17 protein-coding genes are annotated in these 16912 nt (G+C 71.8%); 11 read left to right on the plus strand and 6 right to left on the minus strand.

The genetic code is table 11. From position 1 onward, the window contains the following. Positions 1-432: 432 nt before the first annotated feature. Complete coding sequence (locus GY24_RS03915; protein ID WP_104474462.1) at positions 433-1494, minus strand: LacI family DNA-binding transcriptional regulator; 1062 nt, start codon at positions 1492-1494, stop codon at positions 433-435. 91 nt (positions 1495-1585) lie between these two features. Here GY24_RS03915 and GY24_RS03920 point away from each other — a divergent pair, with 91 nt between their 5' ends. The 9 genes from GY24_RS03920 (at position 1586) to GY24_RS03960 (ending at position 11840) form a co-directional block, all read left to right on the plus strand. Then, on the plus strand, positions 1586-2848 hold the full coding sequence (locus tag GY24_RS03920; protein ID WP_104474463.1) for an MFS transporter: 1263 nt from the start codon (positions 1586-1588) through the stop codon (positions 2846-2848). A 266-nt stretch (positions 2849-3114) separates the two neighbouring features. Beyond that, a complete protein-coding gene (locus GY24_RS03925; RefSeq protein WP_161498679.1) occupies positions 3115-4467 on the plus strand; it encodes an MFS transporter in 1353 nt (450 codons plus the stop codon). Between the two features lie 53 nt (positions 4468-4520). Continuing rightward, positions 4521-6743 (plus strand): arylsulfatase, encoded by a 2223-nt coding sequence (locus GY24_RS03930; protein ID WP_104474465.1) that lies wholly within the window; start codon positions 4521-4523, stop codon positions 6741-6743. Beyond that, the gene (locus GY24_RS03935; protein WP_104474466.1) at positions 6740-7717 is read left to right on the plus strand and encodes a nucleoside hydrolase; all 978 of its coding nucleotides are present in this window, start codon (positions 6740-6742) and stop codon (positions 7715-7717) included. The genes GY24_RS03930 and GY24_RS03935 overlap by 4 nt, the downstream gene beginning before the upstream one ends. Positions 7718-7763: 46 nt before the next feature. Continuing rightward, positions 7764-8840, plus strand: coding sequence for a LacI family DNA-binding transcriptional regulator (locus tag GY24_RS03940; protein ID WP_104474467.1), 1077 nt, complete (start codon positions 7764-7766; stop codon positions 8838-8840). A gap of 9 nt (positions 8841-8849) precedes the next feature. Further along, complete coding sequence (nucS, locus tag GY24_RS03945) at positions 8850-9545, plus strand: endonuclease NucS (protein ID WP_083362399.1); 696 nt, start codon at positions 8850-8852, stop codon at positions 9543-9545. A gap of 49 nt (positions 9546-9594) precedes the next feature. After that, entirely contained in the window at positions 9595-10281 is a 687-nt protein-coding gene (locus GY24_RS03950) for an HAD hydrolase-like protein (protein WP_233279183.1), read from the plus strand. A 32-nt stretch (positions 10282-10313) separates the two neighbouring features. After that, the gene (locus GY24_RS03955) at positions 10314-11411 is read left to right on the plus strand and encodes a DUF2804 domain-containing protein (RefSeq protein WP_104474469.1); all 1098 of its coding nucleotides are present in this window, start codon (positions 10314-10316) and stop codon (positions 11409-11411) included. Between the two features lie 42 nt (positions 11412-11453). Continuing rightward, complete coding sequence (locus tag GY24_RS03960) at positions 11454-11840, plus strand: DUF1304 domain-containing protein (RefSeq protein WP_104474470.1); 387 nt, start codon at positions 11454-11456, stop codon at positions 11838-11840. A gap of 126 nt (positions 11841-11966) precedes the next feature. Here GY24_RS03960 and GY24_RS03965 read toward each other — a convergent pair whose 3' ends face one another. From GY24_RS03965 to GY24_RS03975, 3 genes are all read right to left on the minus strand, one after another. Then, positions 11967-12749 (minus strand): DUF2510 domain-containing protein, encoded by a 783-nt coding sequence (locus tag GY24_RS03965; RefSeq protein ID WP_104474471.1) that lies wholly within the window; start codon positions 12747-12749, stop codon positions 11967-11969. Continuing rightward, positions 12746-13645 carry a hypothetical protein gene (locus GY24_RS03970; protein ID WP_104474472.1) on the minus strand — a complete coding sequence of 300 codons (900 nt, stop codon included), beginning with the start codon at positions 13643-13645 and terminating at the stop codon, positions 12746-12748. The genes GY24_RS03965 and GY24_RS03970 overlap by 4 nt, the downstream gene beginning before the upstream one ends. An 82-nt stretch (positions 13646-13727) precedes the next feature. Next, a complete protein-coding gene (locus tag GY24_RS03975; RefSeq protein ID WP_083362405.1) occupies positions 13728-14345 on the minus strand; it encodes an NAD(P)H-dependent oxidoreductase in 618 nt (205 codons plus the stop codon). 117 nt (positions 14346-14462) lie between these two features. On the opposite strand from GY24_RS03975, the gene GY24_RS03980 reads away from it, so the two are divergent. After that, positions 14463-14984 (plus strand): MarR family winged helix-turn-helix transcriptional regulator, encoded by a 522-nt coding sequence (locus tag GY24_RS03980; RefSeq protein WP_104474473.1) that lies wholly within the window; start codon positions 14463-14465, stop codon positions 14982-14984. Further along, positions 14981-15712 (plus strand): esterase/lipase family protein, encoded by a 732-nt coding sequence (locus GY24_RS03985; protein WP_104474474.1) that lies wholly within the window; start codon positions 14981-14983, stop codon positions 15710-15712. Before GY24_RS03980 ends, GY24_RS03985 begins: the two co-directional genes overlap by 4 nt. Positions 15713-15784: 72 nt before the next feature. Here the strand turns inward: GY24_RS03985 and GY24_RS03990 are convergent, their stop codons facing one another. Continuing rightward, positions 15785-16084, minus strand: coding sequence for a hypothetical protein (locus GY24_RS03990; RefSeq protein WP_104474475.1), 300 nt, complete (start codon positions 16082-16084; stop codon positions 15785-15787). A gap of 120 nt (positions 16085-16204) precedes the next feature. After that, a complete protein-coding gene (locus tag GY24_RS03995) occupies positions 16205-16840 on the minus strand; it encodes a TetR/AcrR family transcriptional regulator (RefSeq protein ID WP_104474522.1) in 636 nt (211 codons plus the stop codon). Between the last annotated feature and the right edge of the window lie 72 nt (positions 16841-16912).

Raw genomic sequence — 16912 nt, forward strand, 5'->3', positions numbered from 1 at the left:
CATCGACGACCCGGTTCCCAGCGGGGACCGTTTCTCGCGCGAGGTCTCGATACGCTCGTTCCTCGCTACTCGACCAGCGGGTGTTGCTACACCCCGGCTTCGGTCGCTCGTTCCTCGCTCCCTCCAGCCGACGTGGAAGGGGAGCGGGACGCGCTCATCCCCGCTGGCTCGAGGGAGCGCCAGCGACCGAAGCCAAGGCCGCCGCTCCCCGTTGGTCGAGTAGGCCCGCCAGGGCCGTATCGAGACCCGGTTCCCAGCTGGGACTGTTTCTCGTGCGAGGTCTCGATACGCTCGTTCCTCACTACTCGACCAGCGGGATGGGCACCCCGGCTTCGGTCGCTCGTTCCTCACTCCCTCCAGCCGACGTGGAAGGGGAGCGGGACGCGCTCATCCCCGCTGGCTCGAGGGAGCGCCAGCGACCGAAGCCAACGGTCAGCGGGCGGGCGGGGCCGTCGTGTTGCCGCGGTGGAAGACGCTGCTGAAGCAGGTGCCCTCCGGATGCTCGCCGGCCAGCATCTGCACCAGCGCCTCCCCGGCCGCGCGGCCCTTCGCCGCCGACGGCTGCACCAGCGTCGTCAGGTCGTAGGGCGCGAGCCCGTCGACCCTGACGCCGTCGAAGCCGAGCACACTCACGTCGGCCGGCACCGCGAGGCCGAGCTCCTCCGCGGCACGGATCACGCCGGCGGCCAGCAGGTCGCTCTGCGCGATCACCGCCGTCGGCCGGGTCTCGGGGTCGGCCAGCAGCGCGAGGCCAGCCAGCCGCCCCTCCTCGACGTCGCTGGCACCGGCGGTCACCCCGCCGATGCCGGGGAACACGATGCGGGCGCCGGCGATGCGCTCGCTCGTCGTCGCCGAGGTGCTCTCGTCCTCGCGCTCTGGCGTGAGCGGGCCGCGCGTGCGCTCGGGGTCGAGCGGCAGCGTGACGAGGGCGACCCGGCTGTGCCCGAGCTCCCGCAGGTGCTCGGCGCCGCGGCGCGTGGCATCCTCGTTGTCGATCGAGATCTCGATGATGTCGTCCCCGGCGTGGCCCTCGATGGCGACCATCGGGATGCCGCGCAGCCGGAGCTGCGCGACGGTGTGCGCGAGCCGCGGGCTGCAGCCGATCAGGGCGACCGCGTCGACGGGGGCGTTGGCGACGCTGACGGCCCCCTCTCCGGTGTCGGTGAGCAGCAACAGCCCGGCGCCGAGCGGCACGATGCCCTCCGAGATGCCGTCGAGCACCTGAATCTTCACCGGGTCGAGGAAGGCGGCGCGCACCCGCTCCTCGAGCACGACGCCGACGATCCCGGAACGGCCGCGGCGCAGCGACTGCGCGCGCGGGTCGGGGCCGGCATAGTCGAGCGCCTTCGCTGCCGCGAACACCCGCTCGCGGGTCGCCTCCGAGACCGGCCCGGAGCCGCTGAAGGCCAGCGAGGCCGTCGAGGCCGAGACGCCGGCGCGGGCTGCCACGTCGGCGAGTGTCGGGCGAGCGTGTGCTGCAGCGGCATCCGTCATGTGGGTAGTCTAGATCGAACAAATCGAATCGATTCGATACTATGGCTATCGCGCACACCGGATGCCACACCCACCCGAACATCGGAACGCCATGTCAGAGCCGATCTCCCCGCCCGCCATCGCCACCGCGCCGACCCCGCGGCACGGCCTGCTGGCCTGGCGCAACGCCGTCTTCGCCGTGTTCTTCCTGAGCGGCCTGAGCGTCGCCAGCTGGGTCTCGCGCATCCCCGCGGTCCGCGACGACCTGCAGATCTCACTGGAGACCGTCGGCCTGGTGATCCTCGGCATGTCGATCGGCTCGATCATCGGGCTCACCCTGTCGGCCGCCATCCTGGCCCGCTTCGGCGCGCGCCTCGGCATGATCCTCGCCCTCTGCATCGTCGCCACCGGGCTTGTCACGGTGGGCCTCGGCAGCAGCGTGTTCACCCTGCTGCCCGTCATCGTGGTCGGCATGGCGCTGTTCGGCTTCGGCAACGGCGCCGTCGACGTGATGATGAACGTCGAGGGCGCGGCGGCCGAGCGGGAGATCGGCAAGACGCTGATGCCGCTGATGCACGCCTTCTTCAGCTTCGGCACCATGGCCGGCGCCGCGCTCGGCGCCGCCGCCTCCGCCCTGCACGTGCCCGTCGGCGCCCACCTGGCGATCATGGCGGCACTGATCGTCGCCGCCATCTTCGTCGCGGTCCGATACATTCCGATCCGCGAATCCGTCGGCGACGATCCGCACACCGCGGCGCCCCGCCTGCCCTGGGCCGCCCGGCTGCGCGAGAACCTGGCCGTCTTCGCCGACGCCCGCCTCCTGCTGATCGGCGTCATCGTGCTCGGCACCTCGTTCGCCGAGGGCTCGGCGAACGACTGGATCGCCCTCGCCGTCGTCGACGGCCACGGCTTCGACAACACAACGGGCGCCATCATCTTCGGCGTGTTCGTGACGGCGATGACGGTCGGCCGCGTCGCCGGCGGCCCGATCCTCGACCGTTTCAGCCGCGTCCCGGTGCTGCGCGCCTGCGCCGCACTGGGCATCGTCGGCCTCGGCCTGTTCCTCTTCGGCGGCGGCGGCATGCCCGTCATCATCATCGGCACCATCCTCTGGGGCCTCGGCAGCGCCCTCGGCTTCCCCGTCGGGATGTCGGCCGCGGCCGACGACGCGAAGCACGCGGCCGCCCGGGTCAGCGCCGTCGCCATCATCGGCTACGGCGCCTTCCTGGCCGGCCCGCCGCTGCTCGGCTTCCTCGGCCAGCACTTCGGCATCCTGAACGCCCTCATCGTCGTGCTCGTGCTGCTGCTCCTGGCCGGGCTCTGCGCCCCGGCCGCCCGCGAGGCCTCACGCCGGGCTCCCGCCCCCACCGCCTAGCGGCGAGGGGCGGCGACCCGCCGCCCCTCGCCCCTGCACCCTGTTCCCGCGCCGCTCCCGCACCACTCCCGCGCCGCTCCCGCACCACTCCCGCGCCACTCCCGCGCCACTCCCGCCCGCGCAATCGCGCGGGCTTGACGTGAACCGCTGCGCTGACATACTCTTCCCTGCGGAAATGGAATCGATTCCGGGATCGATTCCAGTTGATCCGGCTTGCATACACCACCCCCACATTTTGAGCTGGTCCACTGTCAATGAGGAGAGAAATGGACACGACAATTTCGGCACAGAGCGCGCCGACGCAGCAGCACCAGCGGCGATCGGCGACGCGCGCCGTCGCGGCCAGCACCGTCGGCTCCGTGCTGGAGTACTACGACTTCTTCGTCTTCGGCTCGCTCTCTGCCCTGGTGTTCGGCCAGGTCTTCTTCGCGGCCGATGACCCCGCCGTGGCGACCCTGCTCTCCTTGGCCACCTTTACCGTCGGCTTCATCGCCCGCCCGCTCGGCGGCATCATCCTCGGCCACTTCGGCGACCGCGTCGGCCGCAAGCGCGTGCTGCTCTTCACCTTCATGCTCACCGGCATCGTCACGGTGCTGATCGGCTTCCTGCCCACCTACGCCCAGGTCGGCGCCATCGCGCCGATCCTGCTCGTGCTGCTGCGCATCCTGCAGGGCATCGGCATCGGCGGCGAGTGGGGCGGGGCGGCCCTGCTGGCCGTCGAGCACGCCCCGGCCAACCGCCGCGGCCTCTTCGGCAGCATCGTGCAGGCCGGCGCCCCGATCGGCGTGATCCTCTCCTCCGGTGTCGTCGCGATCCTCACGGCGACCATGGGCATCGAGGGCCTCGTCGCGGGCGGCTGGCGCATCCCGTTCCTCGCCAGCGCCGCACTGCTCCTCGTCGGCCTCTTCCTCCGCTTCCGCGTCGAGGAGACGCCGGAGTTCACCGCCGTCAAGGAGGAGAAGAGCGAGGCGAAGATGCCCGTCCTCGAGGCGCTGCGCAGCTACCCGAAGGAGATCCTGGCCGCGATCTTCATCCACACCAGCGACACCACCCTCGGCCTGGTGCAGGGCGTCTTCGTGCTCGGCTACGCCTCCGGCGTGCTCGGCATGGACCCGACCATCGTGCTCCTGGCCAACATCTTCTCCTCGGTCGTGAACCTCATCATCACGCCGATCGCCGGGCACTTCGGCGACAGCTACGGGCAGAAGCGCGTGCTGAGCGTCGGCCTGGTGGCCCTCGCCCTCTGGGCGTTCCCGATGTTCTGGCTGATCGGCACCGGCACCGTTGTCGGACTGTTCACCGCGACCGGCGTCAGCGGCTTGCTCGTGGGCACGCTCTTCAGCCAGCAGGCGACGCTCTTCGCCGACATGTTCGACCCGCGCGTGCGCTACTCCGGCATGTCGATGGGCTTCCAGCTCGGCACCGTGCTCGGCGGCGGCTTCGGACCGCTCATCGCCCAGTCGCTCACCTCGGCCACCGGCGGTGCGACGTGGAGCGTCTCGACGTACATCCTGTTCATCGCGATCGTCGCCCTGTTCTTCACGATCACGGTCAAGCCGCGATTCGGGGCCCACGCGCACGCCAACGTCGGCCGTCGCGCGGCCGTGCCCACCCGCTAGCCGCCCCGCGCGTCAGCCCACTCGTGACACCGCCCAGGAAAGGCCCTTCACCCATGTCGACTTCTCCCGCAGAATTTGCCGGAATCATTGGCGAGACGGTCGCAGACTCGACGCCTTCCTGGGCGGAACCGAGCAGCGCCCGCGCCAAGCGGCCCAACGTGGTCGTGGTGATCCTCGACGACACGGGCTGGGCGGACTTCGGCTGCTTCGGCTCGGAGATCAGCACGCCCACGATCGACGCCCTGGCGGCATCCGGGGTGCGCTTCAGCAATTTCAACGTCACGCCGCTCTGCTCGCCGACCCGGGCCTCGCTGCTCAGCGGGCGCAACCACCACGCGATCGGCATGCGATTCCTGGCCGACACCGACACCGGGTTCCCGAACTCCCGCGGGGCGATCCGGCCGGATGTCGCACTGCTGCCGCAGATCCTGCGCGAGGAGGGCTACGGCACCTACCTCGTCGGCAAATGGCACCTCGCCCCGCTGCACGAGCTGACCCCGGCCGGACCGTACCAGAACTGGCCGCTCGCTCGCGGCTTCGACCGCTACTACGGCTTCCTCGACGGCTGCACCGACCAGTACGAGCCGGAGCTCTACGAGGACAACCACCCGACGGCCGTGCCGGACCGGCCGAACTACCACCTGAGCGAGGACCTCGCCGACAAGGCGGCCAGCTATGTGCGCAACCACGTCGCCTACCGACCGCACGACCCGTTCTACCTCCAGCTCGCGCTCGGCGCCACGCACGCCCCGTTCCAGGCGCCGCGGGAGTTCATCGACCGCTACGTCGACACCTTCACCACGGGCTGGGACGTCACCCGGCGCGAGCGGCTGGAGCGCCAGATCGAGCTCGGCCTCTCCCCCGAGGGCACGACGCTGACCGAACGCGTCGACGGCGTCGCGGCGTGGGACGAGCTCGACGACGAGCAGCGCACCGTCTTCGCGCAGCTCCAGGCGGCCTTCGCCGGATTCCTCGAGCACGCCGACGCGCAGCTGGGCCGATTCCTCAACGAGCTGAGCGCCCTCGGCGAGCGCGACAACACGATCGTGCTCGTGCTCTCCGACAACGGGGCCAGCCCAGAGGGCGGCGCAGGCGGCGACGTCGACACCAACGCGCCGTACAGCGGCGTGCGCCGCAGCGCGGCCGAGCTGCTGCCCCTGCTCGACGAGCTGGGCTCCAGCACCGGCGGCGCGCACTACCCGACCGGCTGGGCGATGGCCGGCAACACCCCGTTCCGGCGCTACAAGCAGTTCGTCGACCTCGGCGGCGTGCGCTCCCCGCTCGTCGTCTCCTGGCCGGCCGGCAATGTCGAGGCCGGATCGGTGCGCCCGCAGTTCGTGCACGCCATCGACATCGCCCCGACGCTGCTCGAGCTGCTCGGCGTGCAGCCGCCCGCCCCCATGGACGGCTCCAGCGTCGCGGCGGCACTCACGAGCGACAGCCCCGAGATCGGGCGCAGCACCCAGCACTGGGAGATGCTCGGCCACCGGGCGATCTGGCACGACGGCTGGCGCGCGGTGACCAGGCACGTCGGCGGTGAACCGTACGAGAACGACGAGTGGCGCCTCTACGACGCCCGCAACGACTTCGCCGAGTCCATCGACATCGCCGCGAGCGAGCCCGAGCGGCTGAGCGAGCTGCAGGGGCTGTGGTGGAAGGCCGCGCAGGCGCACGACATGTTCCCGCTCGACGACCGGCCACTGCACGAGCTCATCGGCATCCGCGGCCCCGTCGGCCTCTACGCCGAGCGCCAGTTCGTGCTGCGCCCCGGCCAGGGCCATGTGCCGCTCTCCAGCGCCGTCACCGGCTCGAACCGCTCCATCGACGTCACCGCGCACTTCCTCGCCGACGCGAGCGCCGAGGGCGGCGTGCTGCTCTCCAGCGGCAACGTGCAGGGCGGCTTCCTGCTGCGCTGCGAGGCCGGCCGCCTCGTCTTCGAGCACTCCATGCTCGGCGAGCACGTCAGCGTCAGCTCCCCCGAGCCGCTCGGCGCCGAGGTGCGGACGGCCGGGTTCCGGCTCACCGCGCACGAGGACCGCACGGGCGACGTCGAGCTCGTCGTGGGCGACCAGGTGGTGGCATCCGTGCACCTCGGCAACACCTCGGCCCACCTCTCCTTCTGGGGCATGGATGTCGGCGAGGCGCCGGTGAGCACGTTTAGCAGCGCACCGCTGCGCCCGGTGAGCGCCGGGCTGCTCGAGCGCATCGTCGTCGACGTGCACCCGGCCGCCGACGATGCGCTGGAGCTGGCCGAGTCGATTCTGGCCAGCGAATGAGCGCGGCAGCGCGCCCGGTCATCCTCGACGTCGACACCGGGATCGACGACGCGCTCGCCCTCATGCTGGCGGGCCTCAGCCCCGCGCTCGACGTGCGGGCCGTCACCTGCGTCGGCGGCAACGTCCACCTCGAGCAGGTCGTGCAGAACACGCTGCAGGTGCTGGAGCTCATCGGGCGCCGCGACATCCCCGTCGCGGCCGGGGCGCGCCAGCCCCTGCTCGAGTCGCCGATCGACGCCAGCTACATCCACGGCAGCAACGGCGTCGCCGACGCCGTGCTGCCGGCCGCGAGCCGCCAGCCGGAGGGCGTCCACGCCGTCGAGCTGCTGCGCCGCACGCTGCAGGATGCCGACGCCCCCGTCACGATCATCGCGCTGGCGCCGCTGACCAACATCGCACTGTTCGTCACGATGTACCCGGAGCTGCTGCCGCGCATCGAGCGCATCGTGTTCATGGGCGGCGCCGTCGGTGCCGGGAACGCCACCGCCAGCGCCGAATTCAACGTCTGGCACGACCCGGAGGCCGCCGCCATCGTGCTGCGCAGCGGTGTCGCCACCACCATGTACGGCCTGGAGGCGTTCTACGCCGTCACCTGCTCGGCCGAGCAGATCGCCGCGCTCGGCGCTGCCGCACCCGGCTCGGTCGCCTCGACGGTCGGCACCCTGCTGGCGCACCTGGCGGTCGTGACCGAGAACGAGGAGCGGATCGCGGGCGTCGGCGCCGCGGCCATCGGCGATGCCGGAACCGTCTGCGCCGTGATCGACCCGGACGGCCTCACCCTGCGCCGCGCGCAGGTCGAGGTCGCGCTGGCGCCCGGGATCACCCGCGGCCAGACCGTCGTGGACCTGCGCACCGGCCTCGGCGCCGGCGGCGCGGAGACGCACGAGGCGGCCGGCAACGTCGATGTCGTGCTCGCGGTGCGGGGCGAATCGTTCTCCCGCCTCTTCCTCGAGACGGTGACCGGGCCGTTCTGACGGATCCGGCCCCGGCGCGGGCGCGGGCGACACTAAGATCGCAAGGATGACAGGCAGAGACGCAACAGCGGGCGCGGCGACGATTCTCGACGTCGCTCGCCTGGCCGGCGTCTCGCGCACGACCGTCTCCCGCGTGCTCAACGAGCCGGAGCGCGTCACCGCGGCAACGCTCGACCGGGTGAACGACGCCGCCGCACGGCTCAACTACCACCCGAGCGCCGCGGCACGCACGCTCCGCATCGGGCGCACCGGCACCATCGCGCTCATCGTCGGCGACATCGCCCAGCCGTTCCACGGCGCCCTCGCCCAGGTGATCGCCGCCGCCGCCGAGGCCCGCGGAATGACCGTCGCCCTGCACGACCTCGCCCATAGCCAGGGCCGCCTGGTGCGGGTGCTCGAGAAGCTGCCCAGCCAGGGTATCGACGCGGCGATCATCGCCACCGCCGACCCGATCGACTCCCCCGAGGCGCAGTCCGCCATCGCCGCGCTCGTGCGCCAGGGGATCCCCGTCCTCACCACGATGGGCACGTCGGGCGTGGAGGGCGCGCACGTCGCCGACAGCGGCCACCTGGATTCCGCGGCACGGGCCACCGCCGAGCTCATCGACTCCGGGGCCCGATCGGTCGCCCTCCTCGTCGGGCGTGCCGACGGCACGCACGCCGACAAGCTCCGCCTGGGCTACGAGCGGGCGCTCCGCCGCGTCGGGGCCCCCGCGATCGAGATCGACGGCGGGTACGACTTCGAACTGTCCCGGCAGGCCGTGACCGCCCTGCTCCGGGAGCGCCCGGCCGTCGACGCCCTCGTGGTCGGCACGCTGCCCATGGCCCTCGGCGCCCTGCGCGCCGCGGAAGACCTCGGCATTCCCGTGCCGCGAGCGCTCGCCCTGATCGCCTGCGAGGAGGTGCCGCTGGCCGCCCAGGTGCGCCCGGCCGTCAGCACCGTCTGCATCGATGTCGGCGCCAACGGAGCACAGATCATGCGGGTCCTGGACGCCGCGCTGACCGGCGACGCCCCCACCGGCGACCCTGCCACGCCGGTCGCTGTTTACCGCGAGACCTTCGTCGGGCCCGCCCACCCGAAGCACAGCGCCGCGGCATCCGAGAGCACAGGTCGAAGCGTCTAAACTCAGACGGTGCGCCTTGTCATTGCTACCTGTTCCGTCGACTACGCCGGCCGCCTCGCCGCCCACCTGCCGCTCGCGAAGCGCCTGCTGATGGTCAAGGCCGACGGCAGCCTGCTGGTGCACTCCGACGGCGGCAGCTACAAGCCGCTGAACTGGATGAGCCCGCCGTGCACGCTCGCCGCGAGCGAGCCGGACGAGGACCAGGCCGCGGCCGGCATCACCGAGCTCTGGACGGTCACGCACACCAAGACCGCCGACAAGCTCGTGGTCAGCATCTACGAGGTCGAGCACGACAGCGACCACCCGCTCGGCATCGACCCCGGCCTGCAGAAGGACGGCGTCGAGGCGCACCTGCAGAAGCTCCTGGCCGAGCAGATCGAGCTGCTCGGCGACGGCCACACCCTGGTGCGCCGCGAGTACATGACGGCGATCGGCCCGGTCGACATCCTGGCCAGGGATGCCGCGGGCGGCGCCGTCGCGGTCGAGCTCAAGCGCCGCGGCGACATCGACGGCGTCGAGCAGCTGACCCGCTACCTCGAACTGATGAACCGCGACCCGCACCTCGCCCCCGTGCAGGGCGTCTTCGCGGCGCAGGAGATCAAGCCGCAGGCTCGCACGCTGGCCGAGGACCGCGGCATCCGCTGCCTCGTGCTCGACTACGACGCCATGCGCGGCCTCGACGACGGGCACCACCGCCTCTTCTAATGCGGTGTCGATAGGCCGACTCCCAGCGGCCGAACCGTAGGATGGCTCGGTGAGTACCCCCACCTTGACTACCGTGACGACCGCGACGAGCACCTGGTCCGCCATTCTGTTCGACCTCGACGGCACCATCACCGACTCGGCCCCCGGCATCACCGCCTCCCTGGCCCGCACCTTCGAGACCCTCGGCCGGCCGGTTCCGGATGCCGCCGAGCTGCTCGCCTACGTCGGCCCGCCCCTGCTCGACTCCTTCCGCGCCCGCGCCGGCATGGACGAGGAGCAGGCCTGGGAGGCCATGCGCACCTACCGCGCCGACTACAACGGCAGCGCCCTCGACACCGCCGTCTTCCCCGGTGTCGCCGGGCTGATCGAGCGCATCAAGGCGGCCGGCGTGCCGCTGGCCCTGGCGACCAGCAAGCCGGAGGCCGTCGCGACGCGCATCCTCGAGGCCTTCGACCTCGCCCAGTACTTCGACGTGATCTGCGGCGCCACCGAGGACGAGAGCCGCAGCGCCAAGGCCGACATCGTGGCCGAGGCCCTGCGCCGCCTGGAGGAGCAGGGGCACGACGTCTCCCGCGCCGTCATGGTCGGCGACCGCAGCTACGACACCATCGGCGCGGCCGCCAACGGCGTGCCGACGATCCTCGTGGAGTGGGGCTACGGCTCCCCCGCCGAGGCCGCCGACGCCTACGCCACCGTGTACTCCACCGACCAGCTCGCGAAGAAGCTGCTCGGCTAAAAACCCCCGCCGCCACGAACAACGGAGTTCCCATGACGCGCACCCAGACGACGACCGAACGCGAGATCACGGCGCCCGTTCCGCTCTGCCTGCCGAACGGCAGGCTGAACCCGGCCGCGGTCGGCTGGGTGCGGCATCCGCTGATCGACACCGATCGCATCGGCCGCGGCGGCTACGGCTGGGGCCGCAACAAGCGCTGGGAGTACTGGGCGGTCACCTCGCCGACCCACATCGTGAGCATCACCGTGTCGAGCCTCGACTACGCCAGCCTGCACCAGCTCTGGGTGCGGGATCGGGCCACCGGCGAGGAGATCGACCTCGTCGCGATCAGCCCGCTGAGCGGCAGCGCGACCCTGCCGGGCACGCTCGGCGCCGGCCCGGCCCGGGCGCGCACCAAGGCGCTCACCGTCGACATTGACGAGATGGATGCCGGCGAGATGGATGCCGGCGAGCTGGACTCCGGCGAGCTGGACTCCGGTTCTGGCGCCGCGGCTGCCGGCGCGGGCGGCACCCGGCTGCGCGCAGCCTCGGCCCGGGTCAGCGTCGACATTGTCGCAGAGCGGCCCGCCGGCCAGGAGGGCATGGGCGTCGTCGTGCCGTGGGGCGAGCGGCTGTTCCAGTACACCGTCAAGGACGTGGCCCGGCCCGCCCGCGGCAGCGTCACCATCGACGGCGTGCGGCACGAGCTGGCCGCCGGCGACTCCTGGGCGACCCTCGACCACGGTCGCGGCCGCTGGCCGTACTCGATGACGTGGAACTGGGGCGCGGCATCCGGCATCGTCGACGGCAAGCGCATCGGCCTCCAGCTGGGCGGCAAGTGGACGGCCGGAACCGGGTCAACCGAGAACTCCCTGGCCGTCGACGGCCGGCTCACCAAGTACGGCGACGAGCTGGTCTGGGAGTACTCGACGAGCGACTTCCTGGCGCCCTGGCGCATCCGCGGTGAGCACCTCGACCTCGTCTTCACCCCCGAGTTCGACCGCTCCTCGCAGACCAACATGCTCGTCATCGGCTCTGAGACGCACCAGTGCTTCGGCAGCTACAGCGGCACGGCCACCGACGAGACCGGCGCGGTGCTGCGGGTCGACGGCGTCTACGGCTGGGCCGAGCACGTGCACAACCGCTGGTAGCGCCGCTTTCGGCGCGGCGGTGTGAGCGGGCAGAATGACTGCATGCTCGCATTCGCCCTGATCGTCCTCGCCCTCGCCGCGCTGGTCCACGTCTACATCTTCGTGCTCGAGTCGTTGCGCTGGACGGCGCCGTCGACCCGCAAGACGTTCGGCACGAGCGAGGCGGATGCCGCCACCACCCGCCAGCTCGCCTACAACCAGGGCTTCTACAACCTGTTCCTGGCCATCACGGTGGCGGTCGGCATCGGCTTCGCGGCCACCGGCGCGCTGGCACCGGGGGCCGCGCTGCTCTTCGCCGGGGCGGGATCGATGGTGGCGGCGGGCCTGGTGCTGCTCACCTCCGACCGCCGCAAGCTCCGCGCCGCCCTCGTGCAGCTGACCCCACCGCTGATCGGTCTCGTGTTGCTGCTGATCGCGCTGCTCGGCTAGGCCCGCGGTCGCCTCAGCACGCGCGCACCCAGGCCCGCGCCGCTGCACCACCTTCTGCGCCGCGCGCCAGCAGAGGTGGCGCAGGGCGCAGGAAGCGGCGCACGGCGGATGCCGGCATCCGTGGCTCTAGGAGGCGATGCCCGGAACGAATCCCGGCGTAGAGCTGATGAACATGTCGATGATGGCGAAGACCCACGCGATCGCCGCGACGGCGGTGATGACGTTGACGGCGAGCGCGACCCAGATGGGGGCGAGGCCACGCCCGGCCTGGCGCTTGACCACGATGGAGCGGCCGATCACGTAGACGAAGCTGCTCAGGATGGCCCACGCCCAGTGGAAGCGGCGCGGGTAGCCCTGCCGGCCGAGCCAGCGCCAGTCCAGCACGGCGAACACGATCAGGGCGGCTGCGAGCGCCCAGCTGCCGAGCGTCATCAGCGCGTAGCCGGGGTTCATCAGCAGCGTCGCCTCGGAGACGTCCGGGTTCTCCAGCACAAACTGCAGAAACGACCGGAAGTCCCAGGTGAACAGGAGCAGCAGCGAGACGAGGGGCATCAGCACGATCGCCCAGATCTGCCACCCCGTCGTCGGCGCGCCCTGCGCGAGGCCCGGCTGCGCAGCCGACATCGAGTAGGGCTGCGAGCCATACGGCTGGGCCGAGTAGGGCTGCGCAGAATAGGGCTGCGCGGCCGAGGCCTGCCCGCCGTATGCCGGCGCCCCCTGTGCCTGGGCGGCCGGGCTCACGTACTCGCCGTAGGCCGGTGCAACGCGCGCAGGGGCGGTCGGCTGCGGCGCCGGGGAGGTGTGCGTGCTCCACTGGGAGCCGTCCCACCAGCGCAGCTGCGCGGCATCCTGCGGGTCGGCGTACCAGCCGGCGGCCGGCAGCGTGGCGTTCGGGGAGCTCAAGGTCATCGCACATCTCCATCCTGCGCGGCCGTGCCGCGCACCATTTCAACCCAACGGGCGAGGAAAGCCGCCCCCGCCTCGTCGTGAATAAGATCCCCGGCGGTCAGCACGGGGTAGGGCTTCTCCGGCACGCCGTCGGCGGGCCGCACGTCCACGTGGGCCACCGCGTAGCCCTGCTCGTTCAGCCAGTCGGCCATGGCGTAGTCGGTGCGTGAGTCGCCGACGGTGCGCCACTGCAGCGGCAGCGGCCCGTTCGGTCGCAGCATCTCGAGCGCGCGCATCGCGCCGAGGTCTTTGCCGAGCTGTACCGATTCAATGTCCGTGGAGATGATCGTCGTGTCGACCCGGTAGGCCACCTCGCCGTCGGATGCCGCAGCGCTCACCCCGTCGTGCTCGACGCCGAAGTCGTGGCGCCCCATCTCGGCGAAGGCCGCCGCGTCGAACGCCGCCTGCTGCGCCCGGTAGTCGGCGCTCTCGACGTGCTTGTGCTGCTCCACCGAGACCATGGCGCGCTTGGTCTGGTCGAAGAACATGTGCTCGGAGAAGCGCTCCGCGACGAGCTGCTCGATCGCCGCGCCGTAGGCGGCCGGAACGGCCAGCTCACTGGACACCTGAATCTCGCCTGCACCCTCCGGGGTGATCGCGAACCAGACGGCGCCCTTCTCGCAGACCGCGAAGACGCGGGCGTGCTCCGGCAGGCCGGCCGCGACGAGCGGGGCGACGACCTCCTCGCGCAGGAAGGCGTCGGAGCGCCCCGTGTTGAAGACGATGGGGATTCCGGCATCCGCCAGCGTCACCAGGTCGCTGATGATCGAGTCGATCGCGATCGTGCGCGTCACGGGACTGGCGATCGGGCCGTCGACGTCCAGGAGCAGGCCGAGCGGTGGTACGGGAACACTCATACTCCGACGCTACCGGGCGCGGCGGCCACTCCGTGACAGCGCCCCGGCGCAACTTGCGCTTTCCCTCGTGGGCCCCGCGGGCTCAGAGCGCGGCGAAGCGCCTCCGCACGCCGGCGAGTGCCCGCGCCCGGCTGGCCGCGCCGCGCTGGGTGGAGCGGCCGATCGAGATGTGCCGGAAGCGGCGGATGCCGATCAGGCGGAAGGTGCCGCGCCCGAGGATGGCGGCGGCGGGCCGGCCGAACCACCAGCGGTAGAGCGTGTCATCCGTCGTCATCACCGAGACGACGCTCACCCCGCGCAGCCGCGGCAGCCTGCTGCGCAGGGCGCCGCCGATCCGCGGCTCGTCGAAGGCGAAGCCCTTGGCCAGCACCCGGTCGAGGAACCCCTTCGTGCCGGCCGGCATGGCCATCCACCAGACGGGGAACACGAAGACCAGGTGGTCGGCCGCGGAGAGCCGGCGCTGCAGGGCGCCGGCGTCCTCCCGCATCGGCCCTCCGGTGCGCCAGGCGCGCAGCTCGGCCGCGCTCATCACCGGGTCGAACCCCTCCGCGGCGAGGTCGGCGATATCGACGCTGTGCCCGGCGGCCGCGAGCCCGCCCCGCACCGCGTCCAGCGCGGCGGCGGCCAGGCTGCGGTTGTGCGGCACGTTCTCGTGCGCCTCCGCACCGTAGGGGTGGTCGAAAACAACGAGAACGTGCATGGGCGGCCTCTCACTCGGGTGGACGGATGCCGAGCAGGTGCCGGGCGGCCGGATGCCACGCGTAACAGTTTCACCTGAAACAGTTGCATGCGCAACCGTGTTCGCTAGACTGTGACCATGGCAGACACCCCCGGCGCTGCCGGCAGACCCCCGGCCGCCCTCGACGCGGAGGAGCAGCTCATCGCGCTCTGGCTGCAGGCCCGGCACACGGTGGCGGCGATGGAGGCGGCCCTCGACGCGCAACTGCAGCGCGAGCTCGGCGTGCCGCTGGCCCGCTACGCACTGCTCTGCACGCTCGACGACCCCGACTGCGCGCTCAATCAGCAGGTGATCGCGGCGCTGCTCGGCATGAACAAGAGCAGCGTCAGCCGGCACGTCGACGCCGCAGCGCAAGCCGGGCTCGTCGCGGCCGCGGTGTCGGCGGAGTCCCGGCGAGACAAGACGGTGCGCCTGACGGCATCCGGCCGCAGCCTGCTCGAGCGGGGGCGTGCGATCGTCGCGGGCTACGCGTCGCCGCTGCCGCAGCCGCAGCTCGACCAGGCCATCGCCACGCTGGCCCACTTCACCCGGCCGGCCGCGGCAGAACCACACAACCTCGGGGAGCGGCAGGGCGCTGGGGGGCGCACAATAGGCAGATGACCATTCGGCGGTGGGAGCGGCCATTCTGGTGGTGGCTCGACTACGTCTATGCGGGCTGGCAGCAGGCCAGGTCGCTGCTGAAGCGGCGCCGACCGGACTCCTTCGCCGAGGGCAGCCCCGAGCTGCCCGCCGTCATCCTGCTGCCCGGCGTCTACGAGACGTGGCTGTTCCTGGAGCCGCTCGCCCGGCGGCTGAATGCCAGCGGGCATCGCGTGTTCGCCGTGCCGGAGCTCGGCCTGAACCGGATGCCGATCACCCGCTCAGCCGAGGTGGTGGCGGTCGCCCTCGCCCGGCTGAGCGCGGAGCACGGCCTCGACCGCGTCATCCTGCTCGCCCACAGCAAGGGCGGGCTGATCGGCAAGCAGCTGATGGCGACGGCTGCCGCGGCCCCGCTCGGGCTCGAGCTCGTCGGCATGGTCGCGGTCTCCACGCCGTTCTCCGGCTCCAGCTATGCCCGCTTCCTGCCCACCTCGACGCTGCGCGCCTTCTCGCCGCAGGACGAGGTGCTGCAGTGGCTCGCCGGCCAGCGCAACCCGAACGGCAAGATCGTCTCGGTCTACGCGGAGTTCGACCCGCACATCCCTGACAAGAGCGCCCTCGACGGGGCGCTGAACATCGAGATGCCGATCGCCGGCCACTTCCTCCCGCTCGGCAACAGGTTGCTCGGCGAGACCGTGGAGCGCGCCGTGAGCGGTCTGCTGCGCGCACCGCAGCCGCCGGTGCACTGAGACGGGCCCGCCGAGGCCGACTGACTCTGTCTCGGACCGACGCTGTCCGAGGCCGGTCCTGCCCGAAGGCGGCTATGCCCTGAGTGCGCTGAGGGCCGCCAGCAGGAACGGCAGCAGCAGGAGCAGTGCGTCGAAGGCCAGCACGGCCGCGCCGAGCAGGAATCCGGCGAGCGAGATCCGGGAGCCCCGCACGCCGTCGTTGCGCCGGAGTTCCCGTCGCGCGAGCAGACCGCTCACCACGGCCACGGCGCCCAGCGGGGCGCCGATCAGCGGCAGCGCGACGAAGCACAGCGCCGCGAGCCCGGCCACGAGGGCGCCGACCGCGGTGCCCAACACGGGCCGCACGCCGACTGGATCCGTCTGCGCGTCCATCCACCCCCCCTTGGTCGTGGGCCCGAGTGTAGCGAGGGTGCCCCTCCCGGGCAACGGATGCCGCGGCATCCACCCGGGCCCTCGCCCTCGGCCCTCACCCTCGGGCCGAGCGCCCAGCCCTTAGGCGGAGGTCATCCCGGAGGTGTCCGGTGCGCTGACCAGGCCGGCGGCGGCATCCGTCAGGAAGCGGCCGGTCGCCGACCAGTCCGCCTGCTCCGGGTGCTCGCTGATGCGCTCCTCGTAGGTGGCGCAGGCCGTGGTGATCATGTGCGCCATCAGCGTGAAGCGGCCGTTGATGACGTCCGGGTGGATGTGGCTGAGGCGGGTGTGCAGGATCCGCGCGACCCGGCGCAGGCTCGGGCCGAGCAGCGGGTCCTCGTCGAACAGGTGCCCGATCGCGGGATCGGCCAGCGCCTGCCGGATGAAGCGCGCGCGCCAGCTCGGCTGAGGAAGTGCGCCGAGCGATTCCGTCATCGGCAGCACGGTGGCCCGCACGTAGTCGATGATCTCGCCGTCGTCGCCGAGGGCGTCGATCATGGCGGCCCGCCGCGGCTCCAGCTCGGAGACCTGGCGCTCGACCATCTGCTGCAGCAGCCCCTCGCGGCTGCCGAAGTGGTAGGCGACGGCCGAGTGATTCGTGTTGCCGGCCTCTTCGGCGATCCGGCGGCTGGACACCTGCGCGATGCCGTGTTGGGCGATCAGCCGCTCGGCCGCGTTCATCAGGGCGTCCTTGGCAGGCGCGCTGGGTCTGGCCACGTTCTCCACCGATCATCACTCGTCGACATCTCGCCCGTCGGACGGGCCGAGGCCCGGGGCGATCACCCCGAT

It is taken from the genome of Microterricola pindariensis (assembly GCF_002936985.1).
GTDB classification, from domain to species: Bacteria; Actinomycetota; Actinomycetes; order Actinomycetales; family Microbacteriaceae; genus Microterricola; species Microterricola pindariensis.